At 72.6% G+C, this 23,372-nt stretch carries 22 protein-coding genes and 1 pseudogene; 12 read left to right on the forward strand and 11 right to left on the reverse strand.

Features of this window, described 5'->3' with window-relative positions; all coding sequences use genetic code 11:
* Positions 1 to 16: 16 nt before the first annotated feature.
* A complete protein-coding gene (locus ACZ56U_RS09570) occupies positions 17 to 1,744 on the reverse strand; it encodes a C40 family peptidase (protein WP_469083457.1) in 1,728 nt (575 codons plus the stop codon).
* Between the two features lie 205 nt (positions 1,745 to 1,949).
* On the opposite strand from ACZ56U_RS09570, the pseudogene ACZ56U_RS09575 reads away from it, so the two are divergent.
* Both ACZ56U_RS09575 and ACZ56U_RS09580 read left to right on the forward strand, forming a co-directional pair.
* A pseudogene (locus ACZ56U_RS09575) lies at positions 1,950 to 2,066 on the forward strand (cation transporter); the annotation flags it as partial.
* Between the two features lie 200 nt (positions 2,067 to 2,266).
* Positions 2,267 to 3,118: a M23 family metallopeptidase gene (locus ACZ56U_RS09580; RefSeq protein WP_469083458.1), complete on the forward strand. Its 852-nt coding sequence runs from the start codon at positions 2,267 to 2,269 to the stop codon at positions 3,116 to 3,118.
* Between the two features lie 39 nt (positions 3,119 to 3,157).
* Here the strand turns inward: ACZ56U_RS09580 and ACZ56U_RS09585 are convergent, their stop codons facing one another.
* The 4 genes from ACZ56U_RS09585 to ACZ56U_RS09600 form a co-directional block, all read right to left on the reverse strand.
* Positions 3,158 to 4,579, reverse strand: a complete 1,422-nt coding sequence (locus ACZ56U_RS09585) for a serine/threonine-protein kinase (RefSeq protein WP_469083459.1) — start codon at positions 4,577 to 4,579, stop codon at positions 3,158 to 3,160.
* Entirely contained in the window at positions 4,576 to 5,364 is a 789-nt protein-coding gene (locus ACZ56U_RS09590; protein ID WP_469083460.1) for an FHA domain-containing protein, read from the reverse strand. The genes ACZ56U_RS09585 and ACZ56U_RS09590 overlap by 4 nt, the downstream gene beginning before the upstream one ends.
* The gene (locus tag ACZ56U_RS09595) at positions 5,361 to 6,077 is read right to left on the reverse strand and encodes a hypothetical protein (protein WP_469083461.1); all 717 of its coding nucleotides are present in this window, start codon (positions 6,075 to 6,077) and stop codon (positions 5,361 to 5,363) included. The genes ACZ56U_RS09590 and ACZ56U_RS09595 overlap by 4 nt, the downstream gene beginning before the upstream one ends.
* A gap of 351 nt (positions 6,078 to 6,428) precedes the next feature.
* Entirely contained in the window at positions 6,429 to 7,037 is a 609-nt protein-coding gene (locus ACZ56U_RS09600; protein ID WP_469083462.1) for a hypothetical protein, read from the reverse strand.
* Between the two features lie 235 nt (positions 7,038 to 7,272).
* Here ACZ56U_RS09600 and ACZ56U_RS09605 point away from each other — a divergent pair, with 235 nt between their 5' ends.
* Together ACZ56U_RS09605 and ACZ56U_RS09610 are read left to right on the forward strand one after the other, a co-directional pair.
* A complete protein-coding gene (locus tag ACZ56U_RS09605; RefSeq protein WP_469083463.1) occupies positions 7,273 to 8,415 on the forward strand; it encodes a sensor histidine kinase in 1,143 nt (380 codons plus the stop codon).
* 1 nt (position 8,416) lies between these two features.
* Positions 8,417 to 9,073 carry a response regulator gene (locus ACZ56U_RS09610; RefSeq protein WP_469083464.1) on the forward strand — a complete coding sequence of 219 codons (657 nt, stop codon included), beginning with the start codon at positions 8,417 to 8,419 and terminating at the stop codon, positions 9,071 to 9,073.
* Between the two features lie 66 nt (positions 9,074 to 9,139).
* Here the strand turns inward: ACZ56U_RS09610 and ACZ56U_RS09615 are convergent, their stop codons facing one another.
* Positions 9,140 to 9,709, reverse strand: coding sequence for a TetR/AcrR family transcriptional regulator (locus ACZ56U_RS09615; RefSeq protein WP_469083465.1), 570 nt, complete (start codon positions 9,707 to 9,709; stop codon positions 9,140 to 9,142).
* A 277-nt stretch (positions 9,710 to 9,986) separates the two neighbouring features.
* Here ACZ56U_RS09615 and ACZ56U_RS09620 point away from each other — a divergent pair, with 277 nt between their 5' ends.
* The 8 genes from ACZ56U_RS09620 (at position 9,987) to ACZ56U_RS09655 (ending at position 18,762) form a co-directional block, all read left to right on the forward strand.
* Positions 9,987 to 10,688, forward strand: a complete 702-nt coding sequence (locus ACZ56U_RS09620) for an SDR family oxidoreductase (protein WP_469083466.1) — start codon at positions 9,987 to 9,989, stop codon at positions 10,686 to 10,688.
* A gap of 31 nt (positions 10,689 to 10,719) precedes the next feature.
* The gene (locus tag ACZ56U_RS09625) at positions 10,720 to 11,598 is read left to right on the forward strand and encodes an alpha/beta fold hydrolase (protein WP_469083467.1); all 879 of its coding nucleotides are present in this window, start codon (positions 10,720 to 10,722) and stop codon (positions 11,596 to 11,598) included.
* Between the two features lie 337 nt (positions 11,599 to 11,935).
* On the forward strand, positions 11,936 to 12,724 hold the full coding sequence (locus tag ACZ56U_RS09630; RefSeq protein ID WP_469083468.1) for a GntR family transcriptional regulator: 789 nt from the start codon (positions 11,936 to 11,938) through the stop codon (positions 12,722 to 12,724).
* Positions 12,725 to 12,766: 42 nt separating this feature from the next.
* Positions 12,767 to 12,994 carry a 4Fe-4S dicluster domain-containing protein gene (locus ACZ56U_RS09635; protein ID WP_351802318.1) on the forward strand — a complete coding sequence of 76 codons (228 nt, stop codon included), beginning with the start codon at positions 12,767 to 12,769 and terminating at the stop codon, positions 12,992 to 12,994.
* A 15-nt stretch (positions 12,995 to 13,009) separates the two neighbouring features.
* Positions 13,010 to 14,353, forward strand: a complete 1,344-nt coding sequence (locus ACZ56U_RS09640; protein WP_469083469.1) for an ABC transporter substrate-binding protein — start codon at positions 13,010 to 13,012, stop codon at positions 14,351 to 14,353.
* Positions 14,350 to 15,228, forward strand: coding sequence for an ABC transporter permease (locus tag ACZ56U_RS09645; RefSeq protein ID WP_469083470.1), 879 nt, complete (start codon positions 14,350 to 14,352; stop codon positions 15,226 to 15,228). Before ACZ56U_RS09640 ends, ACZ56U_RS09645 begins: the two co-directional genes overlap by 4 nt.
* Entirely contained in the window at positions 15,212 to 16,000 is a 789-nt protein-coding gene (locus tag ACZ56U_RS09650; protein WP_469083471.1) for an ABC transporter ATP-binding protein, read from the forward strand. Before ACZ56U_RS09645 ends, ACZ56U_RS09650 begins: the two co-directional genes overlap by 17 nt.
* Before the next feature lie 11 nt (positions 16,001 to 16,011).
* Positions 16,012 to 18,762 (forward strand): fumarate reductase/succinate dehydrogenase flavoprotein subunit, encoded by a 2,751-nt coding sequence (locus ACZ56U_RS09655; protein ID WP_469083472.1) that lies wholly within the window; start codon positions 16,012 to 16,014, stop codon positions 18,760 to 18,762.
* Positions 18,763 to 18,771: 9 nt separating this feature from the next.
* Here the strand turns inward: ACZ56U_RS09655 and ACZ56U_RS09660 are convergent, their stop codons facing one another.
* From ACZ56U_RS09660 to ACZ56U_RS09680, 5 genes are read right to left on the reverse strand one after another with little or no spacing between them, the layout of a single operon-like run.
* Entirely contained in the window at positions 18,772 to 20,526 is a 1,755-nt protein-coding gene (locus ACZ56U_RS09660) for a PP2C family protein-serine/threonine phosphatase (RefSeq protein ID WP_469083473.1), read from the reverse strand.
* Positions 20,523 to 21,578, reverse strand: coding sequence for an anti-sigma regulatory factor (locus ACZ56U_RS09665; protein ID WP_469083474.1), 1,056 nt, complete (start codon positions 21,576 to 21,578; stop codon positions 20,523 to 20,525). The genes ACZ56U_RS09660 and ACZ56U_RS09665 overlap by 4 nt, the downstream gene beginning before the upstream one ends.
* The gene (locus ACZ56U_RS09670; protein ID WP_469083475.1) at positions 21,578 to 22,021 is read right to left on the reverse strand and encodes an anti-sigma regulatory factor; all 444 of its coding nucleotides are present in this window, start codon (positions 22,019 to 22,021) and stop codon (positions 21,578 to 21,580) included. Before ACZ56U_RS09670 ends, ACZ56U_RS09665 begins: the two co-directional genes overlap by 1 nt.
* Positions 22,021 to 22,440, reverse strand: a complete 420-nt coding sequence (locus ACZ56U_RS09675; RefSeq protein ID WP_469083476.1) for an STAS domain-containing protein — start codon at positions 22,438 to 22,440, stop codon at positions 22,021 to 22,023. Before ACZ56U_RS09675 ends, ACZ56U_RS09670 begins: the two co-directional genes overlap by 1 nt.
* Complete coding sequence (locus tag ACZ56U_RS09680; RefSeq protein ID WP_469083477.1) at positions 22,437 to 23,336, reverse strand: STAS domain-containing protein; 900 nt, start codon at positions 23,334 to 23,336, stop codon at positions 22,437 to 22,439. Before ACZ56U_RS09680 ends, ACZ56U_RS09675 begins: the two co-directional genes overlap by 4 nt.
* Positions 23,337 to 23,372 lie beyond the last annotated feature (36 nt).

Consider the following 23,372-nt stretch of genomic DNA (forward strand, 5'->3'; position numbering starts at 1 on the left):
GGCCCGGCAGCGGAGTTCAGGCCGGGCGGACCGCGCCCTTGATGGCCGCCTGACCGGCGAAGAACACCGACTCCTCGCGGATCTGCGCTCCCGGACCCGGGGCGTGGATCATCATGCCGTTCCCGGCCCAGATGCCCACATGGTCGAGGTCGTCGTGGAAGAAGACCAGGTCACCTACCTGGACGTCGGCGAGGGGGACCGGCATCCCGCATTCCGCCTGGGCCTGGACGGTCCGCGGGAGGGTGACCCCGGCGGTCCTCCACGCGGCCTGGGCGAGACCGGGGGCGTCATACGAACCCGGTCCTACCGCTCCCTTCACACACGGTCGGCCGATCTGCTCCCGGGCGAAGGCGACCACCCGCTCGGCCTTGGTGCTGCGACCGGCGTCCACCGCTGCCCCGGCTGCGACGAACGAGGCAGGCACCGGGGCGACGCCGAGGCTGTCCAACCCCGCGACCGGTGCCGCCGGAGCAGCAGCCCATCTCGACGCGGCGGGTGCGAAGGCCGTCGTGACGGCCGGTTCGGGGAGGGCCGGCGGGGCGGTGAGCGTGGGGGCAGTGAAGGAGGGGGCCGAAGCGGTGAACGCCGGAGCCGTGGGCACGAACTCGGTGAACTCGGGGGTGGTGCCGGCGGGGGCCGGGATCGCGGGCAGGCCGGCTCCGTACGTCGTCGTGGCCGCATCCGAGGGAAGACCGGCGGAGTAGGAGGGCATCGGCTCGGCCCACTGGCTGGCGGCGTACGCGGCCGTCGGGCTCATCACCCTCGCCGCGCCGTACGTCGCCGCGCCGTACGTCGCCGCTCCGTCCGCGGCGATCCCGGGCTCGTAGCCGCCGGTCCGTGGTGTCATGGCCGGCGGCTCGGGCGGGGCCTGGGCCGCGGTGGTCTCGGGCTGCTCCCACGGGGCCGGAGTCTCGCGGATGACCGGCAGTTCACCGGTACGCCACATGTTCTGGTCGATCACCGGGTGTTCACCGGTACGCCACACACTCTCGTCGACGACTGGCAGTTCACCGGTACGCCAGGCACCCTCGTCGACAACCGGCAGCTCACCGGTACGCCACCCGGTCTCGCCGACAACCGGCAGCTCACCACTACGCCACCCGCTCTCGCCGACCACCGGCAGCTCACCAGTGCGCCACACACCCTCGTCCAGCCCGGAGTCGGGTGCCGCGACCAGCGAGTCAGGCCCGGCGGCCGGCTGCGGCAGAGTCCCGGTGGCCGACTCCGGAAGAGGCCAGCTGGTCAGCTCAGGCACAGACGCGGTGGGTGCCGCGGGAGTTGACGCGCCGGTGTCCCATGCTGCCGGGTCCGACGCCGTCGCGGACGCTTCGAGGGCAAAGGCGTGCCCGGGGCGCCCCTGGACCTCTGCGGGACGTTCCTCGGAACGTGTGGGACGAACTTCGGCCCGTGCGGGGCGCGTCGGCCGCGGCGCACGGGACGGCATCCGGCCTGACGGCTGAGGCACCGGCACGGTCGGGCCCAGCTTGGCGCGGGCCATGTCGAACCATCGCCGGGTCAGGGCCGAGAGCTCGGGGTCGGCCACACCCTGGGGCCGGACATCGCCGGAGGTGCCCCGCCCGCGGGGGATCGAGGCCGCGCGAGTCGCGTTGAAGGTGCCCGTGTCGCTCTCGGCCCGGTCGTAGAGGCTGTTGATCCGCCGGAGGACCTCTTCACGGCTAGGCGCCTCGCCCTCACGTGTCGGCGCGGCATCCGCGGACTGCGAGAGCAGGGGTTCCGGCGACATGGAACAGACTCCTTCCGTACGAAAGCGCACGAGACAACCTGTTGATCGGAGGAAGTCGTGCAGGTGGCAGTCAACTTAGCCAACTTGTGTGCCTTCCGTGAAGATTGACGGGTCATATGCCCGATACGCTTCTGTGACCTTCGTCCCTTCCCTCAAGGGCTCGACAACCGCCAAGTGTCCGGCCGTGCCTCCCGTCCTCGGTCGCGCGGACCCGATCGCCGCCCTGGCCATAGCCGCCCTCGACCTCGACGAGGGCCGCGACGCCTGGCAGGGCAAGGGCTGCTGCGCGGCTCCGGCATTCGCCGGTCCCGGATCGGCGGCCGGACACCGACGGCGCGAACATCGCCGGATTCGTCGAGGTGGCCGACACCATGCTCGACCTCGGCGCGGTCTGACGACTCCCCGCCCCCGTAACGTCCCGGGGTCCCTTCTCGGCCCCGATCCGGCAATGTCGCTCCGGAACACCGTCGACAAGGAGGGCGAGGGCCCGTGAGGTTGTGGCTTGGCAGAAGAGCGGGCTGGATGGCAGTGCTGGCGGCGCTGCTGATGACGGCGGGACTGTGCGTGAGCGCGTCGGCCGCGTCGGCGGCGCCCGCGGCGCGGCCGGACTTCAGACTGCCGTTCGCGTGCCAACAGACCTGGCAGTTGCAGACATATCTGGGCCACGCGCCCGACGACAAGAAGCTCGACATGTACCGGGTCGGTGGCACCACCCTCGGCTCGACGGTCGTCGCCTCCGCCGCCGGCACGGTCACCGAACGCTTCCCGCCCGGCGGCGTCGAGATCAACCACGGCAACGGCTGGTTCACCGTGTATCTGCACATGGAGGGCATCGACGTCCAGCTGGGGCAGCGCGTCGCCGCCGGTGACCGGCTCGGGCGGCTCGGCCTGGTCGGCACGGACTCGGCCCATCTGCACTACGAGCAGCTCTACGACACCAACGGCGACAACGACGGCGAGACGGACGAGATGGTCCACCCCGTCATCCAGGGCACCGAGTACCGGCTGAGCCCCAACGGCCCCTTCCCCCAGGTCACCAGCACCAACGCCTGCGGGGGCGGCGAGCCGGAGCGGTTCTGGGTGGACACGTTCGCCGACGCCACCGGCTATCCGGACGTCGACTGCGTGGGCGACACCACCCCGCGGTGCGCACCCCAGGGCACGCTGCTCAAGGGCACCAACTACGTCCTGTGCAAGAAGAAGGGCTCCACGGTGGGCAACAGCACCGCCCACAACCACTGGTGGCTGCTGACCGACCTCGACGTCGTGGCACCGGGCGGCAAGGCTCGGGCCTGGGTCTCCGCCTACTACCTGGAGAGGTGGGGCAACGACGAGGCCAAGGACAACGACGGCCGGGACATCCGCCTCTGCTGATCCGGCCGGAGGGCCAACCCACGGCCGGATCAAGGGAGTTCATCCGCACTCGGGCACCGTGGGACGGTCCTTGGTGCGGATGACCGGAAGCCACGCGGTGGGCTGCGTGGCGCCGTCCGGCAGGCGGACCCGGTACCACTCGCCGGACCGGGTCCCCACCTCGTCGGTGACCGGGACCCCCTGGCGCAGTCGGCACTCCACGGGGAGCACGTCTCCGTGCCACACGCGGGTGGGTACAACGTTGTCGATGGTGTACGGCTGGAGCGGATCGACGGCCAGACCCAGACTGCACATGGGGTCGCGTGCGGCCGCCCGGTCGCGGCAGAACCTCTCCACGTTGAACACCGCGACATGGGCGGCGGGCGGGGTGGGGTCGAGGAGCTTCTCCGAGTGCGCCGTGGTGCCGCCGACCGCGCCGTCCACCTCCTCGTCCGACCCGACGTAGGACCACAGGGCGGCTGCCGTGCCCACAGTCGCGGCGGCCGCCGCCACGAGCCCCAGGCGCCGCAGGACACGCCGGACACCCGAGGTCGCGCTCGCGCTCGCGCCGCCGCCGGCCCGGGTCGCCGCCCGCATGCGGGTCAGCAGGCTGTCGGCGGTGTGCACGAGGCGCAGGTCGTGAGTCGGCGCCAGGCAGTCGCCGACCAGCGCGCGCCATGGCGCCGGTACGGAGACATGCAGGCGCAGCGGTGCCCGTCCGGCGGCGTACTCCTGCGCGGCAGCACCCCGTCCCCCCGCCGTGCCACCCGGAAAGGGCGAGGCACCACCGGTGAACACCTGGTGGATCATGATGCCCAGGGCCCAGATGTCACCGCTCGGGCGGGCCTGCACGCCTCGCTCGCCGAGCGGGGCCTTCCAGCGTTCGGGCGGCAGGTAGTCCGGGGTGCCCAGGGGCGGGATCCACGCGTGCGTACCGCGCGCGTCGTCCAGTTGCCCGGACAGGCCGAAGTCCGACAGACGGACCGAACCGTCCGCCATCAGCAGGACGTTGTCGGGCTTGAGGTCGCCGTGCACCCACCCCTCGCCGTGCAGATGCGCCAGGCCCTCGCAGATCTCCGTCAGGATCCGCTCCCCCGTGGCCGTTGCCAACTCTTCTTCCTTTTCCAGGAGTTGCCGCAGGTTTCGCTCGGCGCGCTCCATCACGAGCACCACGGCACCGTCGAGTTCGGGGTGGTCCGCGTCCTCCAGCACGACGGAGTCGATCAGCCGGATCAACCGGGGATGGCTGGTCCGACGCCCGAACTCACGCTCCCGTCGGGCGCTGTCCACCAGCCCCCGGGCCTGCCAGGGCGAAAGGCCCGCCGTGGGCAGGAACTTCAGCGCGACGGCGGTGTCGGCGTCCGCCGCGCGCACGCCCCTGCCCGCGTAGACCCACCCCCAGCCGCCGTCCGCGATGGGCTCGACGACCTCCCAGTCACCGACCCGGTACCCGCGCGGAATCCGCTCCCCCGCCCCGCTCATCGGTACACCACCCCTGCCCGTCCCCCACCGGGCCCGGCCGCCGGGCGCGCCGGCAGGTACCGCAGATGCCCCTCACCGACCAGACCGAAGCGCAGCGCGACGGCCACGAGCGCCTCGCGCTTGCCGTTGCGGCGGCCGCCACGGACGGCCTCGCCCGCGGCGGCCGGCGCCTGGATGCGGAGTTTCTCCTCGGCGAGATAGTCGATCTGGGCGCTCACCGCACGCGTCGTCAGCTGCGCGCACCGCGGGTGCGCGCGGAGCCGTTCGACGATCTCGGGCGTGGTCGGCACCGCGAGCGCCGACTCGTCACGCAGCCTGGGCTCGCACAGGGCGAGCAGCACCAGGAAGTAGGTGGCGGTCTCGTCCAGCGAGTAGGCGGTCAGGGTCCGGGTGCCCCGACGGCTCCCGTCCGCGCCCTCCGGATCGAGGTAGACGTGGTCGGGGGCGAAGACCTGGAAACTCACCCCGGACCCCCGTGTGGGCAGCACGATCCGCGCGAACTCGAACGGGATGGGCACCCCGACCCGGCGGGGCGGCACTCTCAGGTACTCCCCCGCGCCCTCCGGGTTCTCCACCAGATAGCTCTGCGTGGAGCTGTAGTTGCTGAGCAGCCAGTGGTCGCCGCTCACCCGGATCTCCCCGGCCAGCCGGGACACCGCCGGGTCGGTCAGCCGCAGTTCCACGGGCACCGTGTCCGAGCCCCGGCCGAAGCGGGCCGCCTCACCCGCGCCGAGCCGTACCGTCACCGCCGGTTCCTGCGGCAGATGGATCAGTACGCCGCTCATCGTCCCCCCGTCCTGGCCAGTTCCTTGCCGTCGGCGTCGTACACGCGAAAGACGCAGTCGCCGAGCGGGTTCTCATGGGCGTCGTCGGGCCGTGGTGCGCCGACGGCGTGGGTGCTCACGTAGGCGGGCCGGCCCGCCAGCCGCACGATGGGCAGATCGGTGGTGCGGCCCTGCTCCGTCTTGGTGATCCGGGCGGCGGGCGTCCGGCCGGTGTACGCGAGGATGTACACCACTCCCCGCGGGCGGCGGTGCGCGTTGAAGGTGATCGGTGCGGCGGCCGCCTGCTCGACGTCCAACTCCCTTACGCAGGTGGGTCTCTGCTCCTCCGGGTCGGCGTCGCAGTACGCGCGCTCCTCCAGCGTGTACCAGACGCCCAGGCCCGCCTCGACGCGCTCCCCGGGGCGCACGACGCGCACCGGTGAGCGGCCGTGAGCGGACTCCTGGGAGGCGGAAGGGCCGGTGGTCGGCGGCCGGGTGCCGGTGACGGTGTGCGAGTGGTCCGGTCCTGACGGCAGGACCAGCCTTCCGGTCAGCGGGGCCAGCAGGGCGACGGCCAGGGTGCCGGTCAGCAGTCTGCGGCGCCGCTGGACGAGCCTGGCGCGGCGCCTGATCCGGTCACGCGGGAACACCGTGGGGGCGCAGTCCCGTGCGGCCTCCTCCAGCACCAGCCAGAGTTCGGGTGGTGGCTGCTGCGGCGCTGCCTCGGTCCTCATGAGCGGCACGTCTCCCCCGTGTTCGTACGCCGTCGTGGCGGCATGGGTGGACCGTGCGGTGTGGTCTCGGCGTCGTCCCCCTTCCGGCCGCCTCCCGGTTCTCCTCCCGGGTGCCCTGCCGCGTCTCTTCGTGAGGCGACGGACAGCGGGCCGGTCATCACACTCACCCCGGATCACCCCGTTTCCTTTCCCTGGGTGCGCTGGTCGTGGCGCACCTGAGTTCCTGTCAGTAACACCACGCGCACACGGCCCGGGTTGCATGCGCCGGGTGACGGGGGGCGAGCACCACGACACGGCGAACTCCCGGGCGGCGTAAGCCACCCGGGAGCAACGGGCCGGACCAGGACCGCCTCAGACGGCAGCGCGCCGCGGGACCGTGCGGGAGCCGACGTCCTGGGCCGTCCGCCACAGCGCGCCGGACAGCCACAGCAGGACGACGCCAACCACGAGGTGCAGGGCGCTGGTGAACACGGAGTCCGCGAGGCCGGTCAGGAACGCGAACAGGGGCAGGACGACGGCGTAACCCCACGACGGCACCCTCGGGAACACCCGTGCTCGGATCAACGCCGCCCCGAACAGGGCGCATCCCACGGCGAAGACGGCCGCGGAGCCGAGGAGCACGGGCACGGTGGGACCGGTGAGGGTCTCCTCGACGACCTCGTCGTCGAAGTGGAACAGCACCAGGTTCGCGGCGTAGGCGGCGCCGCCGAACAGGCCGAGGCCGATCAGGTTGACGGTGCGCGCCACCTCGCCGAAGCGGCCGCCGACCGGCCCTTGGCGCCGGTGCAGTCCGGTCAGGAGCGGCACGGCGAAGGCGGGCGCGAGGGCGAAGGCGACGCTGGTCGCGGAGGTCTCGCCGGTGAACGTCTCCACCAGCGCGGGCAGCGCGATCAGCAGGCCGGACAGGATCCCGCACAGGGCGTCGAGGCGGAACGTCGACGAGGCGACGGGTGAGGACATGAGGACACTCCGGTTGCTCGGACGGTGGGTCAGTGCCGTCACCGTAGGAAGCCATCGTCCGGCGGGGGCAGGTGCGCAACGGGGAGATCGCGGGCCGAAGGTCACCGTCGTCGGTGCGGTGGACGGCCGTTCGGCACGTGCCGTTCGGCCCGGTTCCGGCCGGAGTCGGGCCCCGGCGTCCCCGCGGACGCGGTGTTCGGCCTAGCCTGACCGGCAGTGGGCGAGGGGGGTGTGCATGACGAGCTATGTGCCGGTGCGATGGGTGCCGTCCCTGTTGTACGGGGCGGTGCTGCTCGGCGGGGTGTACTACGCGGCGGTCGTCCCGGACGGCCGTCCGGGACCGGCGTTCTGGCGTACGGCCGGATTCGTCGCCGCGATCGTGGCGCTGTTCGCCCTGGAGGCCGGCGTCCTGCACCGTGCCGCGGCGCGGGTGCCGATCCTGCTGGCGCGCTGCGCGCTGATCGGCGTGGTGGTGCTCCTCGACACCTCGGGGCTGTCCCCCGTCCTGCTGGTGCTGGTGCCGTTCACCGCGTACTTCGCCTTCGGCCGCACGCCGGCCCTCGTGCTGGGCGCGCTCTGTCTGGTCGGGCCGCTCATGGCGTACGTGCTGACGGATCCGCGCTGGTACCGCGATCCCGAGCGTGTCTCCGATCTGCTGATGCTCTGCGTCGGCCTGGTGCTGGCGCTGTCCATGGCCGCCGTGGCCCTCGGCGAACAGCACGCCCGGCTCGCCCTGGAGGGGCACGCGGCGCAGGTCGCGGAACTGTCCGCCGCCACCGAACGCAACCGGCTGGCCCGGGACATCCATGACAGCCTCGGACACCATCTCACCGCGATGTCCGTGCAGTTGGAGATGGCCTCGGACTTCCGCGCACGGGACCCGGATGCCGCCCAGCGGGCACTGGAGGAGGCGCGGCGGTCGGTCAGGCTCGCGCTGGGCGACGTACGGCAGTCGGTCCGTGCGCTGCGTACCCCGACACCGCTGCCCGCCCTCGCGGCGGCGCTCGCCGACCTCGCGCACGGCGGTGAGGCGTCGCCCCGGGTGACGGTCGAGGTCAGCGGCGACGAGAACGGCTACGGCACGCCCGAGCTGACCGCCTTGTACCGGGCCGCGCAGGAGGGCGTGACCAACGCGCGCCGGCATGCGGAGGCCACTCGGGTGTCGGTGACGCTCCGTCTGGCCGAGGACGCCGCGCGGCTCGTGGTGAGCGACGACGGCCGGGGCATCACACCTGTCGAGGCCACCGACGGGGTCGGGCTGCTCGGGATGAGGGAGCGGGTGCACCTCGTGGCGGGCAGCGTCGACATCGACAGCGGTCCCGGCGGTGGAACCCGGCTGACGGTGACCGTTCCGCGCGGGAAGGCCCGGGAGGTCTGACATGGACGACCCACAGTCCCGGGCGGCCGTACGCGTGCTCGTGGTGGACGACCAGACGCTCATCCGGGACGGCATCGCCTCGCTGCTGTCCATCCGGCCGGGTCTCACGGTCGTCGGCACCGCCGTGGACGGGCGGGACGCCGTGGCGAAGACCCTGGAACTGGGCCCGGACGTGGTCCTCATGGACGTCCGCATGCCGCGGATGGACGGTGTCGAGGCGGTGGCGGTCCTGCGCAGCCGGGCCCCGCAGTGCAGGGTGGTGATGCTGACGACGTTCGACGACGAGGAGTACGTGGTGCAGGCGCTGCGGGCCGGCGCCCACGGTTACCTCCTCAAGGATCTGCCGGCCGAGGAACTCGCCCACGCGGTCCGCCTCGCCCACGCGGGCGTCACCCAGCTCGACGCGTCCGTCGTCCGCCACCTCACCGCCGCCCTGCCCTCCCCCACCGCACCCGGAGCCCCGGCCGTCCCGCTGAGTCCGCGCGAGACGGACATCCTGCGACTCGTCGCCCAGGGCCACACCAACCGGGAGATCGCCACCCGCCTCTACCTCAGCGAAGGCACGGTCAAGAACCACGTCTCCCGCATCCTGACCCGCCTCGCCCTGCGCGACCGCACCCAGGCGGCACTGCGCGCGCGGGACCTCGGTCTGCTGTGAGGGCCTGGGAGCTGCCCCGAACGCCGGGCGGCAGGCGACAGGCGGGCGGCCCAAAGGAGCGAGACGTCAGCGCATGCCTGCCGCGTCCAGCAGGGTGGTCACCGTGGGTGCGATGAGCCCCGTCAGCTTGTCCGCCCCGATGCCCGCGCGGGCGCTGGCACCGTCGAAGACCAGGCTGAGCTGCCGGGCCAGCAGATCGGCGTCGCTCGCCCCGCCCCGCTCGGCCTCGGCACGGAAGAAGGCGGTCAGGTTCTCCTTCACCGCGTGGGCGACCCGGCTCGCGGGGTGGTTCTGGTCCTTGAGCTCGATCTGCGCCGCCAGGAAGGGGCAGCCGTAGAACTCGGGCGCGCCCGACTGCGTTTCGACCTCCTGAAAGACACGGAGGATCCGCTCCCGGGGTGAACGATCGTCGTCCGCGGCAGGCAGGAGCGCCGCCACATAGGCGGACGTGCGCCGCTCCAGGCTCGCCGCGAGCAGTGCGTCCTTGCTCTCGAACAGCTGGTACATGGAGCGCTTCGACACCCCCGCCGCCTTGCACAGCGCCTCGACGCCGATGCCGACGCCGTCCCGATAGGTGAGCGTCGCCGCCGCCTCCAGCAGCCGCTCCCTGGGGCTTTGCTTCACTTCGGTGGTCATACCGCGAGGTTAACCCATAGCAAGGCGCCTGGAAACCGATCGGTTTCGGGGTGGCTTCCGTGGTGACGCGGCTGGGGCGGGAGGGGTCCGGGGATCCGCTACACCGCCACCGCTGTCTTCTCGGGCGCCGCCTCGACCGGGACGCGGTGCAGTCCCCTGCGCGATCGCGAGCTCCGGCGGGCCCACGCATAGGGCCGCCCCGTCCGCTTGCGCATGGAAACCGATCGGTTTACTGTGGTGGAAACCGATCGGTTTCCAATCTTTCGTGGAGGCAGTCATGACCGCTCTCAAGGGCGCCAACGTCTTCGTCACCGGTGGCAGCCGCGGCATCGGCAAGGCGCTGGTGGAGGAGCTGTACACCCGCGGCGCCGCCAAGGTCTACGCCACGGCCCGCGCACCGCGCACCGTGACGCACCCCGACGCGGTCCCGGTGGCGCTGGAGGTCACCGACCCGGCCGCCGTCGCGGCGGCCGCGGCACAGGCGCAGGATGTCACCGTGCTGATCAACAACGCCGGTGCCGCGGTCGGCGCCTCCTACCTCGACTCCCCCGTCGACGACGTGCGCAGGGAGTTCGAGACCAACTTCTACGGCCCGCTGCTGCTCACCCGCGCCTTCGTACCGGTCATCGAGCGCAACGGCGGCGGCCACATCCTCAACGTGCACTCCGTACTCTCCTGGCTGGCCCTCGGCGGCTCCTACAGCGCCTCCAAGGCCGCCCTGTGGTCGCAGACCAACTCCCTGCGCCTGGACTTGCAGCCGCGCGGCATCTCCGTCACCGGACTGCACGTCGGATACGTCGACACCGACCTGGCTGCGGGCGTCGAGGCACCCAAGTCCAGCCCCCGTGACGTCGCCGTCCTCGCCCTCGACGGCATCGAGAGCGGCGCGTACGAGGTGCTCGCCGACGACATCTCACGCCACGTCAAGGCGGGCCTCGCCGGCGACCTCGCCGGGCTGTACGAGCAGTTGGCCAAGTAGGACAGCGAAGACAGCACAGGGAGACGGCAAGATGCCCAGCCACGCGTCACGTCCCACGATGCACATCCCGGGGACCACCACCCACACCCTCACCCCGCGCACCGGACGTGACGGCCGCGAGGGAACACTGCGCTACCTCAGGGCGGGCACCGGCGCCCCGCTGGTCCTGCTGCACACCGTGCGCACCCAGGCCGAGCACTTCCGCCTCCTCATCCCCCTGATCGCCGAGCGGTACACGGTCTACGCCCTCGATCTGCCGGGGATGGGCTACTCCGAGATCGTGCCCGGGGCGTCCTACGACGAGCCGGCGATGCGCGCGGGCGTCGAGCGGCTGCTCACCGAACTCGACCTGCACGACGTGACGTTGGTCGGTGAGTCCATGGGGGCGGTGCTCGCCCTGACCGCCGCGGCCGACCTGCCGGAGCGGGTCCGGCGCGTCGTCGCGGTGAACACCTACGACTTCCGCGGCGGCATCGCCCGCTCCAGCCTCCTCGCCCGCGTGGTGGTCAGCGGTGTCCTCGCGCCCGGCATGGGCCCGATGATCGCCGGCGTGGAGCCCAGGCCGGTCCTCCGCAAGATCCTTCAGGGCGGGCTGGTCGACAAGACCGCGCTGCACGAGGACTACGTGGACGAGCTCCTCCAGGTGGGCGGCCGTCCCGGCTACCCGACCGTGGCCCGGGGCGTCTACCAGAACCTGCCCAGCCTCATCGCGGCCCGCTCCCGCTACCCCGAGGTCAAGGCTCCCGTCCACCTCGTCTACGGCGAGAAGGACTGGTCCCGCCCCTCGGACCGGGAGGCCAACAGGCACCTGCTGCCGGCCGCCGAGTTCACGCAGGTGCCGAAGGCCGGCCACTTCATCGCCCTGGAACGGCCCGACCTGCTGGCGGACCTGTTGAACACGGTGGCCTGACCACCGCGGGCCGCGATGGCAGCAGCCGAGGAGCGACATCTGGCGGAGAGCCGAACCCTGGCGGCGGCACCGGGGAGACCTGATGGGGACGGCGTCCTCGCGCTCATCCAGCGCGAGGACGCCGTCCCCGTGTCCGTTGGCCTCGGCATGAGACACGGCGCGCCGATCCGACGTGGGCACTCGCGAGGGCGCCGCGCCCCCCGGCAAGGCGGTGACGCTGGCAGATCTCCCCCTCCCCCACACAAAACACCAGGTCAAGCCCGCATCTGCCGATGCCTCAGGTGGCGCAACACTCCAGTAACACCACTATCCCTACCGGATAAGTATGGTTCGGGCCATGCCGCCCACCGACCGCATCCGAGAGCACGCCGGCCAAGGCGCGCCCACCGTCGCCGCCCAGCGCACGCGGCGTCGGCTGCGCGCGGACCAGGCACGCCAGCTGGCCGATCTCCTGCGCCACCAAGTCCTCACCGGAGGCTTCCCCGCCGGTACCCTGCCGCACGAGTCGACCCTGGCCACGGACTACCGGGCCTCCCGCAACACCGTCCGCCAGGCCCTGGACCTGTTGCGCGCCGAGGGCCTGGTGGAGCGCCTTCCCGGGGTTGGCACGGTGGTCGTGGCCCAGAAGTACCCCCACGGGCTCGATCGCCTGATGGGCCTCGCCGAGACCCTGCGCGAGCACGGCCAGGTCACCAACGAGGTCCGCACCATGGGCCCCGCGCCCGCACCCGCCCCGGTGGCCGAGCGCCTGCGCGTCCCACCCGGCGCCGACGTCCTCTACATCGAGCGCCTGCGCCGCCTCAACGGTCTCCCGCTCTCGCTCGACCTCACCTACATCCCGCTCGACATCGGCACCGCCCTGCTCGGCGCCGATCTGGAGAACACCGATGTCTTCCGCCTCCTGGAGTCCATCACCGGCCGGCGACTCGGCCACGCCGAGATCACCCTGGAGGCGGTGAACGCGGACGCCCACTCCGCGACCGTCCTCGAGGCGCCACGCGGCGCGGCCGTCCTGATGCTGGAACGGCTCACCCACCTCGCCGACGGCCGCCCGGTCGACCTGGAGTTCATCCGCTTCCGCGGCGACCGCATCACGATGAGCGGTCTGCTGCACCGCGCCCTGTAGAGACCACCCGCTCCCCTCAGCACGACCTACCCGGAGACAGCCATGCCTTTGGTGCCCCAGCGTGCCGACGTGCCCGTGACCATCGACGAGTCGAAGTGCATCGACGGATGCACGCTCTGCGTGGACATGTGCCCGCTGGACTCCCTCGCCATCGACGAGACCAACGGCAAGGCGTACATGCACGTCGACGAGTGCTGGTACTGCGGCCCGTGCGCGGCCCGCTGTCCCACCGGAGCCGTCACGGTCAACATGCCCTATCTGCTCCGCTGAGAGGCCCCCACCGCCATGAGACACACCGCAGTCGCACTCGCCGCACCCGTCCTGCTGCTCCCGCTGTCCGCCTGCGGGGGCAGCGCCGAGGCGGGCAGCGGCTCCACGGTCACGGTCACCGTCGGATACCAGTCCAAGACCATCAACACGGTCACGGCCGGCACCCTCCTGCGCTCCCTCGGCTCCTTCGAGAGACAGCTCAACGCCCTCCATGACGGCAAGACGTACAAGGTCGACTGGCAGGACTACGCGACCGGCGCCCCCATCACCGCGCAGATGACCGCCGGGAAGATCGACATCGGTTCGATGGGCGACTTTCCGCTGCTCATCAACGCGGCCCGCGGCAAGCAGCTGGGCAAGCCCACCCATCTGGTCTCGGTCACCGGCTACAACCTCAAGGGCGGCCTGAACACCGTCGTCGTCCCGCCGACGTCGAAGCTGGAGTCGCTCAAGGACCTCAAGGGCAAGAAGGTCTCCACCAGCGTCGGCTCCGCCGCCGACGGCACCCTCGTACGAGCCCTTCAGCGCGCCGGTATCGACCCGGACCGGGGCATCGAGAAGCTCAACCAGCAGCCCGCGGTGGGCGCATCGGCCCTCACGGCGGGCAGCGCCGACGCCCTGTCCCAGTTCGTGGCCTGGCCGGGCCTGCTCGCCTACCAGGGCAAGGCCAAGGCGCTGTACGACGGCGCCCAGTTGAACCTGCCCACCTTCCACGGCGTCACCGCCCGCGAGGACTTCGCCGAGGAGCGCCCCGCCGTGCTGGAGGCCTTCCTGAAGGCCCAGGCAGAGGCGACCGACTACCTCACCGCCCATCCCGTGGCGGCTGCCGAGAAGGTCGCCAAGGCCACCGGCCTGCCCGCCGAGGTCGTCTACCTCTACAACGGCGCCCACGGCATCTCCACCTTCGACCCGGCCGTCAAACCGCAGCTCGTCGCCGCGCTCGAACAGGACGTGTCGGTACTGAAGGCGGCCAAGCTGACCGGCGACATCGACGTGGACTCCTTCGTCGACGACCAGTACGTCAAGAAGGCCCTCGGCGCCGACTACGCCGACCGGCTCGCCGCCACCCCGCCCGCCGCCGTGAGCGAGGTCTGGCCCAAGGGCGGGGCGAGGACGCGGAGCTTCGCCTCCCCCGCCCGACTCCTCGCCTACGTCGCCGAGCACAAGGACACCCTCCGCGCCGCGTACGTCCCCGACGCCACCACCGGCACCCTCTGGTTCGCCGACAAGGCCGTCTGGGTGGCGGACGGTGAACGGCTGCTGCCGTTCGTCGCCCCGGAGACCGCCCGCGCCTACGTCACCGCGCACGACGGCGCCCAGGTGATCACGTACACGGAGGCCCTGGGACGGGCCTCGTGAGCCGCTATCCCCGGACCGGCCGGCTCGCGCTGCGGGCCGGCTCGCTCACCGCCGCGCTCGGACTGTGGCAGCTGCTGACCACCTACGACGTGAACCTGTGGCTGCGCTTCGCGCAGTTCCCGACGGTCACCGACGTCGCCCGGACCTTCGCCGACCGGCTCGCCGGCCCCGACTACTGGACCGACCTCACCGACAGCCTCACCCGGATCGTCACCGGATTCCTGCTCGCCGCCGTCCTGGGCGTGGCCACCGGCGTGCTCGTGGCACGCTCGCGGCTCGCCGAGGACCTGCTCGGACCGGTCCTGGAGGTCGTACGGCCCATCCCGGCCATCGCCATGGTGCCCGTCGCGATCCTGCTGTTCCCCTCCAACGAACAGGGCATCGTCTTCATCACCTTCACCGCCGCGTTCTTCCCGGTACTGGTCTCCACCCGGCACGCGGTGCGCGCGCTGACCCCGGTGTGGGAGGAGGCGGTGCGCACCATGGGTGGCGGCCCGTGGCGGGTGCTCGGCTCGGTCGTCCTGCCGGGCGCGCTGCCGGGCATCTTCGGCGGCCTGTCGGTCGGCATCGGCGTGTCCTGGATCTGTGTGATCTCCGCCGAGATGATCTCCGGCCAGTACGGCGTCGGCTACCGCACCTGGCAGGACTACACGATCGTCAACTATCCGGGCGTCTTCGTCGGCATGGTCACCATCGGCCTGCTCGGCTGGCTGACGTCCACCGCGGTGGAGCTGGTCGGCCGCCGCCTGACCCGCTGGCTGCCGCGCACGTCGTACGCCGCGGACGCCCGGCCCCGCCCCGCCCGGGCCCGGGTGGCGCCGCCCACCGCCCCGCCCACCAAGGCCGAGGAGGCACGCGATGAGCACCTCGTCTGAGACCAGGCCGGCCAAGGCGAGGACCGCTCCGGTGTCCCCGCGTGGCACCCGCCTCACCTTCCGGGGGGCCACGCTCGGCCGGCCGGACGCCCCGGCCGTGACCGACGTGGACCTCGATGTCGCCGCCGGCGAGATCCTCACCGTGGTCGGCCCCTCCGGCTGCGGCAAGTCCACTGTGCTGCGCACCTTCGCGGGACTGCTGCCCCCGCTGGACGGGACGGTGGAACAGGACGGCCGGCCGGTGACCGGCCCCGGCGCGGACCGCGCGCTGGTCTTCCAGGAGGACGCCCTGCTGCCCTGGCGCACCCTGCGGGCCAACGTGGAACTGCCCCTCGCCATCCAGCGACTGCCCCGCGCGCGACGCAGGGAGCAGGCCGAGGCGTGGCTGGAGCGAGTCGGACTCGCCGACCGGGCAGGGCAGTTGCCGCACCGGGTCTCCGGCGGGCAGCGCCAGCGCGCCCAGCTCGCCCGCGCCCTCGCCGGCCGGCCCCGCGCGGTCCTGATGGACGAACCCTTCGGCGCGCTCGACGCGCAGACCCGCGCCGGTATGCAGGACCTGCTGGTGGAGGTGTTGCACGGCACGGGCGCGACCGTCGTCTTCGTCACCCACGACGTCGACGAGGCCCTGTTCCTCGGCGACCGTGTGGCCCTCCTCGGCTCCGGCCGGCTGATCGCCGTACGCGATGTGCCGCGCCCGCGCGAGCGCGCGGCGCGTGACGACCCGGCCCGTGTGGCCCTGCGGCGCGACATCCTCACCTCGCTCGGTACCTGAAAGGCCCCCCTGTGACCAGCCCCGTGAACACCCCCCTGGAGATCCCCGCCCTCACCGACGCCGAGGAACTGACCTGCGACGTCCTTGTCGTCGGCGGCGGCACCGCGGGCACCATGGCGGCGCTGACCGCCGCCGAGCACGGCGCGCGGGTGCTGCTGCTGGAGAAGGCCCACGTCCGCCACTCAGGCGCGCTCGCCATGGGCATGGACGGCGTCAACAACGCCGTCATCCCGGGCCGCGCCGAGCCCGACGACTACGTCGCCGAGATCACCCGCGCCAACGACGGCATCGTCGACCAGTCCACCGTCCGCCAGACCGCCACCCGCGGCTTCGCCATGGTGCAGCGCCTGGAGTCGTACGGCGTGAAGTTCGAGAAGGACGAACACGGCGAGTACGCGGTCCGCCAGGTCCACCGCTCCGGCTCCTATGTGCTGCCGATGCCGGAGGGCAAGGACGTCAAGAAGGTCCTGTACCGGCAGTTGCGGCGACGTGAGATGCGCGAGCTGATCCGGATCGAGAACCGGGTGATGCCGGTACGGGTGCTCACCGCCGAGGGCCGGGCCGTGGGGGCGGTCGGCTTCAACACCCGCACGGGCGCGTTCGTCACGGTCCGCGCGGGCGCGGTCATCCTCGCCACCGGCGCCTGCGGCCGCCTGGGCCTGCCCGCCTCCGGCTACCTGTACGGCACGTACGAGAACCCCACCAACGCCGGCGACGGCTACGCGATGGCGTACCACGCGGGCGCCGAGCTCACCGGCATCGAGTGCTTCCAGATCAACCCCCTGATCAAGGACTACAACGGCCCGGCGTGCGCGTACGTCGCCAACCCCTTCGGCGGCTATCAGGTCAACCGGCACGGCGAGCGCTTCGTCGACTCCGATTACTGGTCGGGCCAGATGATGGCCGAGTTCGCGGAGGAGGTGGCCGGTGACCGCGGACCGGTCTACCTGAAACTGAGCCACCTTCCCGAGGAGTCGATCTCGGCTCTGGAGTCGATCCTGCACTCCACCGAGCGTCCGACGCGCGGCACCTTCCACGCCGGCCGCGGTCACGACTACCGCACCCACGACGTCGAGATGCACATCTCCGAGATCGGCCTGTGCGGCGGCCACTCGGCCTCCGGCGTCCGCGTGGACGACCACGCCCGGACGACCGTCCCGCGGTTGTACGCCGCCGGGGACCTGGCCTGCGTCCCCCACAACTACATGATCGGCGCGTTCGTCTTCGGCGACCTCGCGGGCGCCGACGCCGCCCGATACAGGCCCTACGACGGCGAGTTGCCCCCGGACCAGCTCCAGGAGGCGCACGAGCTGATCTACCGCCCGCTGCGCAACCCCGACGGCCCGCCGCAGCCCCAGGTCGAGTACAAGTTGCGGCGTTTCGTGAACGACTACGTGGCCCCGCCCAAGTCCGGGGCCCGGCTCTCGCTGGCCCTGGACGCCTTCGAGCGGATGCGCGCCGATGTCGCCGCGATGGGTGCCCGCACCCCGCACGAGCTGATGCGCTGCGCCGAGGTGACCTTCATCCGGGACTGCGCGGAGATGGCCGCGCGGTCCTCGCTGGCCCGCACGGAGTCGCGTTGGGGTCTCTACCACGACCGCATCGACCATCCGCAGCGCGACGACGCCTCCTGGTTCCACCACCTCGATCTGCGCAAGTCCCCTACGGGCGCGATGGAGTTCACGGCCCGTCCTGTGAACCCCTATCTGGTTCCGGTCGACGGTTTCACCCCGGTCGGGGGCCCCTCCCGGCACCTCGGCGAGGTCCACGCGGAACAGGTCGCGACGGCGGGCGCCCGGGACGTGGCACCGGTGGCGTTGGGGCAGGAGTCCGCCGTCACCGGCGCGGCCGTCCGTGCCGGTGAGGAGGCCGAGGCCGAGACGCCGGCCACCCCGCGCCTGCTCGCCCTGCTCTCCCTGACCGAGGAAGCGCCCGAACTGTCCGCCCTCGCGCCCTACTTGACCGACCCCGAGCCCGCCGTGCGGCGTACGGCCGTCACGGTGCTGACGGAGACCGTCCCCGCGGGCACCGGACCGGCGCTGGCCGCGGCGCTGGCCGACCCGGACGCCGGGGTGCGCGCCGCCGCGGCCGCCTCGCTGCGGGAGCTGGTCGAGACGCTGCCCCCCGAACCGGCCCTGCGCGACGGCCTCGCCACGGCCCTGTCCCAGGCCGACCCGGTGGTCCGTGCGGCCGCGCTGGACGTCCTGCGTGCCCTGCGCCTGGGTGACGAAGGGCTGTTCGCGGCAGCGCTGTCGGACGCGGACATCACCGTCCGCATCGCGGCCGTCCGCGCCCTGGTCTCGGTCGAGGCCGTCGAGGAGGTGGCCCGTGCCGCGACCGTCGATCCCTCCCGCGAGGTGCGCGTCACCATCGCCAAGGCCCTGGCCACCGCGGGCCCCGAGGCGAGCGGGACCCTCGCGCACCTCGTGAACGATCCCGACGCCCTGGTCCGCGGGGCCGCCTACGAGGCGCTCGGCACGACGGGCTGCCCGCCCGCCCTGGCCGCCCACGCGGAAGCCGCCCTCGCCGATCCCGCCTGGCAGGTACGCGCCGGCGCCGCCACCGCGCTGTCCGCCTCCGACCCCGAGCGCGCCGTCCCGGCCCTCGCCAAGGCCGTCGCCGATCCCAACGCCGATGTCCGCAAGGCAGCTGTGCGAGCCCTGACCCGCCACCGGGCCACCGCCGACGCCCGAGCGGCCCTGGCCACCGCGACCACGGACTCGGACGCGGACGTCAGGGCGTACGCGGCACGGGCGCTGTGACCGGCAAGGTCACCCTGTGAGGCTCGACGAGGCCCGGCGAGGAGGCGCGGTGAGGTCCTGCACGTGCTCCGCGACATGGCACAGCAACAGGCACACGTCGTCGTCGCGTTCGGAGTCGCTCAGCATGGGGACCAGGACCCGGTCGGCGGAGCTGTCCAGGTCCTTCTCCAGGTCCGCCGGTCCGAAGGACTGGAGGGCGGCCGCCAGGCGGGCGATGCCCGGGTCTATGCCCTGGGCGCGGCGTTCGACCAGACCGTCCGTGTAGAGAGCCAGCGTCGAACCCGGCGGCAGGGGCACGACGTGGTCCTCGATCTCCTGGCTCAGCGGGATGCCGAGCATGGCGCCGGGTTTGGCGTCCAGGGTGTGCACCTGGCCGTCGGGGGTGCGCAGCAGCGGCGGCGGGTGACCGGCCGCCGCCCAGGTCAGGGTGGGCCGGCCGGGGTGGAAGCGGGCGACGACGGCGGTGGCGTACAGGTCGGGCTGGAGGTGGTGCAGGAACTCGTGCAGCCGGGTCAGCAGGGTGCCGGGGCTGCTGCCGTCCACGGCGTACGCGCGCAGTGCGGTGCGCAGTTGGCTCATCATGACGGCGGCGCGCAGCCCGTGTCCGGTGACGTCGCCCATGACGACGACCAGGGAGCCGTCGGGCTGGCGGAACGCGTCGTACCAGTCACCGCCGATGTTCAGCCCGTGGGTGGCGGGCAGGTAGCGGGCGGCCAGCCGCAGCGCCGGTGTCGTGGGCAGGTCGGTGAGCAGGGCCCGTTGCAGGGTCTCGGCGATGTCGCGATTGCGCTCGAAGCGCCGGGCGTTGTCGATCGCGATGCTGGCGCGCCGCGCGAACTCGATGATCATCACCGCGTCGTCGGGGTCCCAGTGGTCGCCGGGCGGCACCAGGCTCAGCACGCCCAGGGGTGCCCGGCGGGTGGGCAACGGGACGCACAGCAGCGGGCGTTCGGGATCCATGGCCGAGGCCGGCTGGTCGTCGACGCCGGGCAGGCCGCCGGGCTTGAGGGCGGCGTACTGCGGCCGTCCGGTGCGGGCCGCGGTGACCGCGGCGGCGGGGTGCGAGGCCGGCGGGCGCCGGTCGTCGTCGCCGTCGAAGAGCCAGACGTCGACACTGCGGGCGTACTCCGGTACGAGCAGTTCAGAGAGCCGGCGCACGACCTCGTCGTGGTTGAGGGAGGCGGTCAGGGCCGCGCTCGCGTCGGCCAGGAAGGTCAGGCGCCGGCGGGCGCTCTCGGCCTCCTGGCGGGCTCGGTGCTCGGCGGCGAACGCCTCCCGCTGGGCCTGTCCGGCGGCGTCCAGTTCCGCGTGGAGGGCCAGCACACCCTGGTTGGTCTGATGGAGCTCCTCCCGGTGGAACGCCACCAACTGCTCCTGCTCGGCGAGCCGTTCCAGCAGCAGGGCGGCGTCCTCGTCGGCGTCGAGCAGGGACTCCGCGAGGGTCTCGGGGGACCCGGCCACCGGCCCGTCGTCCGCCAGCGGTGTTCCGGCGCAGGCCAGGGTGGTGTGCCACGGGGCGTGCGCGGCGAGGTCCGTGGACGTGAGCGTGACGTGCAGGTGCGCCTGCGGGGACGCGTCGGTGACGTCCAGGGTGAGCAGCCAGGTTCCGCCTTTGGCCAGGCACTGCCGCAGTTGTGTGCTGAGCATGGCGGTCAGACGGGTGCGTTCCAGGGCCGTCAGGCCGTACGCCGAGGCCAGACGGGCGGTGTCGATGCGGGCCAGGGTGGCGTCGGTGACGGTGTCGATCTCCCAGGTGCGTTTCAACGGCCCTCCCCAGGTGCCGGGTTGAGGACCGCCACGGTGGTGTCGTCACGGGCCGGCCGGGCCGCGCTGCCGCTGTCGCGGAGGGTGACGGCGGCCAGGACCGCGGGATCGGCCGCCAGCAGGTCCGGCGCGGACGGCGGTCTCCCGCTGCCCGGCAGGCCGTCGCTGTGCAGCAGCAGTACGCGGTCGGCGCCCCACGGTCTGACGTCCTCGCGCAGGGTTCGCGGTCGGTGCACGCCGACGATGCCGGGGCGCGAGAGCAGACTGCGCCAGGCGTCTCCCTCCCACAGCCAGGCGCTCGCGTTGCCGAGACCGGCGAACCGCAGTGTCCCGGCGGCGGTGTCGACCTGGGCGACGGCCACGGCCGCGCCCCGGGTACCGCGCAGGCCGGCGTCGAGACGGCTCAGCAGTTCCGCCGGGGGGAGGTGGGCGGCGCCGCGTACCACCTGCACCGCTGCCGTCGAGGCGTGGGACGCCTGAGTTCCGTGACCGAGGCCGTCGGCGAGCATCAGTGTCACGCGGTCGCCGTGCCGGGCGTGCACCCAGGCGTCCCCGGAGTGTTCGGCGCCGCCGAACGGGAGGTTGACGCCGCCCGCCCGTACGCCGGACGCGGCGGGTGCGGTCTTCCACCCGGCGGGGCCGACGCGCGCCACGGCCACGGTGCCCCGGCCCGGCGCGCTGTGCACCGCGAAACCGTCGGCGACGCGTCGGCAGGTACCCAGGCCCGCGCCCAGGGTGCGGGCCGTGGTGAAGCCGTCGTGCAGTGCGGCGGTGACATCGGGGATGCCGGGGCCGTGGTCGATCGCCGCGATCTGGACGAGCTGTGCCGGGGCGTCGGCGTCCACCGGTTCCGGCTCGGGCACCACGTCGATCAGCAAGCGGCCGCCGCGGGCGTGCTTGACCAGGTTCGTCGCCAGTTCCGTCGTCACCAGCGCGGCCGCCGCGGTGCGTGCCTCGTCGAGTCCGGCGAGGGTCGCGGCGTGCTCCGCGGCGACCCGGGCGTCGCGCACCCGGGTCGGGTCCTGGACCGGTACGTCCCACACGCGCGGCATCAGGACCCTCCGTAGGGGCGGGGCGGCTGGGGCGAGGCCCAGCAGACCACGGTGACCGTCGTGCCCTCTCCGGGGGTGCTGTCGACCGTGAACTCGTGCACCAGGCGCCGCGCGCCGCCGAGCCCCATGCCCAGCCCGCCGCCCGAGGTGTAGCCGTCCGTGAGCGCCCGCTCCAGGTCGGGGATGCCAGGTCCCTCGTCGGAGAAGACCAACCGCAGGCCGCGCGCCGCTCCTTGGAGCACCTCGGACGACTCCATCCGGCCGCCCCCACCGTGCACCAGGGTGTTTCGGGCGAGTTCGCTGGCCGCGGTGACCAGCTTGGTCTGCGCCACCAGACCGAAGCCCAGCAGTCCGGCAGCTTGCCGCACATGCTGGCGCACCCATGCGAGATCCAGGTCCGAACGGATCTGCAGGGTGGCCTCGACGGCCGTGGAGGAGGGCATCAAGCGTGCTCCCGCGGCGTTCGACCGTGGCCGGCCGCAGGGTTGCGACGCGACAGCAGCTCCAGGGCGGCCTCGGTGTTCAGGGCGGTACGCAGTCCTGGCAGCGTCAGTCCCAGTTCGACCAGGGTGATCGCCACGGCCGGACGCATCCCCGCCACGACGGTGCTCGCCGCCAGCAGCGAGGCGTTGGCCGCGATCTCGGCGAGCACACGGCCGAGGAAGGAGTCGACGATCTCGACACCCGAGATGTCGATCACCACCCCGGTGACCCTGCTGTCCGCGATCGTGGTGGCGATGTCGTGCAGGAGCTGCTGCGCCATGCTGTCGTGCAGGTCGCCCTGGAGGGTGACCAGCAGGACGTCGCCCAGCCGCAGCACCGGGACGTGGGCCGCGAGGCCGTGGTGGATGCCCTCGCTCATCGTGCCCCCGTGATTCCGGAGGTCGGCGCGACGATGCCGACGCCCAGCTCCTGCAACGCGTAGGCCAGCGCGTCCTCAAGGCCGGCGCGGGTGATCACCGTGCCGAGGTCCAGTCCGAGGTGGACGATGGTCTGGGCGATCGCCGGACGGATGCCCGACACGACGCACTCCGCGCCCATCAGGCGAGCCGCCGCCACGGTCTTCATCAGGTGCTGGGCCACGAGCGAGTCCACGGTCGGGACGCCGGTGATGTCGAGGATGGCGAAGCGGGCGTGCTGGTCGACGATGGCGTTCAGCAGCGTCTCCATGACGACCTGGCTGCGCGCGCTGTCGAGAGTCCCGATCAGGGGTACGGCCACGACGCCCTCCCACAGTTTGATCACGGGGGTGGCCACCTCCAGCAGCTGGAGCTGCTGACGCTCGATCAGCGCCTGCCCCTCGGACAGCGCCGTGTCCAGGACGACCAGCCGCAGGGTCCCCATCAGCACGGTGAAGGCCGTGGCGCACTCCCGCACCTGCTCCGCGGACGTCTCCTGCAACTCCTCGACGAGCTGCTCGGCGACGGGCGGGCGCAACGCGTCCACCTCGGCGGACACCTGCGCCATGGTGATCCCGGCGCGGGAACGCGCGGCGGCCATCCGGGCCAACTGCTCGCGTACGACCGCGAATCCCTCGGCGTCGGTGTCGTGCACCCGGTCCGAGTCGGCCACCCGCGCCAGTGCCTCGACGACGGTACGGGCCGCCTCCACGGCCTCGTCCCGCGAGAGGGTGAACACACTGCGGAACAGAGGCTCGTCGGCCCAGCGCTGTGCGATCTGTACCCGGTGGCGGTGCAGGAACTCCCCTACCTGCCGAGCCGGTGATCCTTGCTGTACTGCCGCTTCCTGTTCCGGCACCCTGTTCATCTCCTCTTCGGGGTCGTGCGCGTCGCG

The sequence above is a fragment of the Streptomyces sp. NPDC034103 genome (assembly GCF_055575395.1).

Bases quoted from the DNA above. Each gene is read 5' to 3' on its own strand.
- ACZ56U_RS09570 (WP_469083457.1), bottom strand. From the start codon at position 1,744: ATGTCGCCGGAACCCCTGCTCTCGCAGTCCGCGGATGCCGCGCCGACA.
- ACZ56U_RS09580 (WP_469083458.1), top strand. From the start codon at position 2,267: ATGGCAGTGCTGGCGGCGCTGCTGATGACGGCGGGACTGTGCGTGAGC.
- ACZ56U_RS09585 (WP_469083459.1), bottom strand. From the start codon at position 4,579: ATGAGCGGGGCGGGGGAGCGGATTCCGCGCGGGTACCGGGTCGGTGAC.
- ACZ56U_RS09590 (WP_469083460.1), bottom strand. From the start codon at position 5,364: ATGAGCGGCGTACTGATCCATCTGCCGCAGGAACCGGCGGTGACGGTA.
- ACZ56U_RS09595 (WP_469083461.1), bottom strand. From the start codon at position 6,077: ATGAGGACCGAGGCAGCGCCGCAGCAGCCACCACCCGAACTCTGGCTG.
- ACZ56U_RS09600 (WP_469083462.1), bottom strand. From the start codon at position 7,037: ATGTCCTCACCCGTCGCCTCGTCGACGTTCCGCCTCGACGCCCTGTGC.
- ACZ56U_RS09605 (WP_469083463.1), top strand. From the start codon at position 7,273: ATGACGAGCTATGTGCCGGTGCGATGGGTGCCGTCCCTGTTGTACGGG.
- ACZ56U_RS09610 (WP_469083464.1), top strand. From the start codon at position 8,417: ATGGACGACCCACAGTCCCGGGCGGCCGTACGCGTGCTCGTGGTGGAC.
- ACZ56U_RS09615 (WP_469083465.1), bottom strand. From the start codon at position 9,709: ATGACCACCGAAGTGAAGCAAAGCCCCAGGGAGCGGCTGCTGGAGGCG.
- ACZ56U_RS09620 (WP_469083466.1), top strand. From the start codon at position 9,987: ATGACCGCTCTCAAGGGCGCCAACGTCTTCGTCACCGGTGGCAGCCGC.
- ACZ56U_RS09625 (WP_469083467.1), top strand. From the start codon at position 10,720: ATGCCCAGCCACGCGTCACGTCCCACGATGCACATCCCGGGGACCACC.
- ACZ56U_RS09630 (WP_469083468.1), top strand. From the start codon at position 11,936: ATGCCGCCCACCGACCGCATCCGAGAGCACGCCGGCCAAGGCGCGCCC.
- ACZ56U_RS09635 (WP_351802318.1), top strand. From the start codon at position 12,767: ATGCCTTTGGTGCCCCAGCGTGCCGACGTGCCCGTGACCATCGACGAG.
- ACZ56U_RS09640 (WP_469083469.1), top strand. From the start codon at position 13,010: ATGAGACACACCGCAGTCGCACTCGCCGCACCCGTCCTGCTGCTCCCG.
- ACZ56U_RS09650 (WP_469083471.1), top strand. From the start codon at position 15,212: ATGAGCACCTCGTCTGAGACCAGGCCGGCCAAGGCGAGGACCGCTCCG.
- ACZ56U_RS09665 (WP_469083474.1), bottom strand. From the start codon at position 21,578: ATGCCGCGCGTGTGGGACGTACCGGTCCAGGACCCGACCCGGGTGCGC.
- ACZ56U_RS09670 (WP_469083475.1), bottom strand. From the start codon at position 22,021: ATGCCCTCCTCCACGGCCGTCGAGGCCACCCTGCAGATCCGTTCGGAC.
- ACZ56U_RS09675 (WP_469083476.1), bottom strand. From the start codon at position 22,440: ATGAGCGAGGGCATCCACCACGGCCTCGCGGCCCACGTCCCGGTGCTG.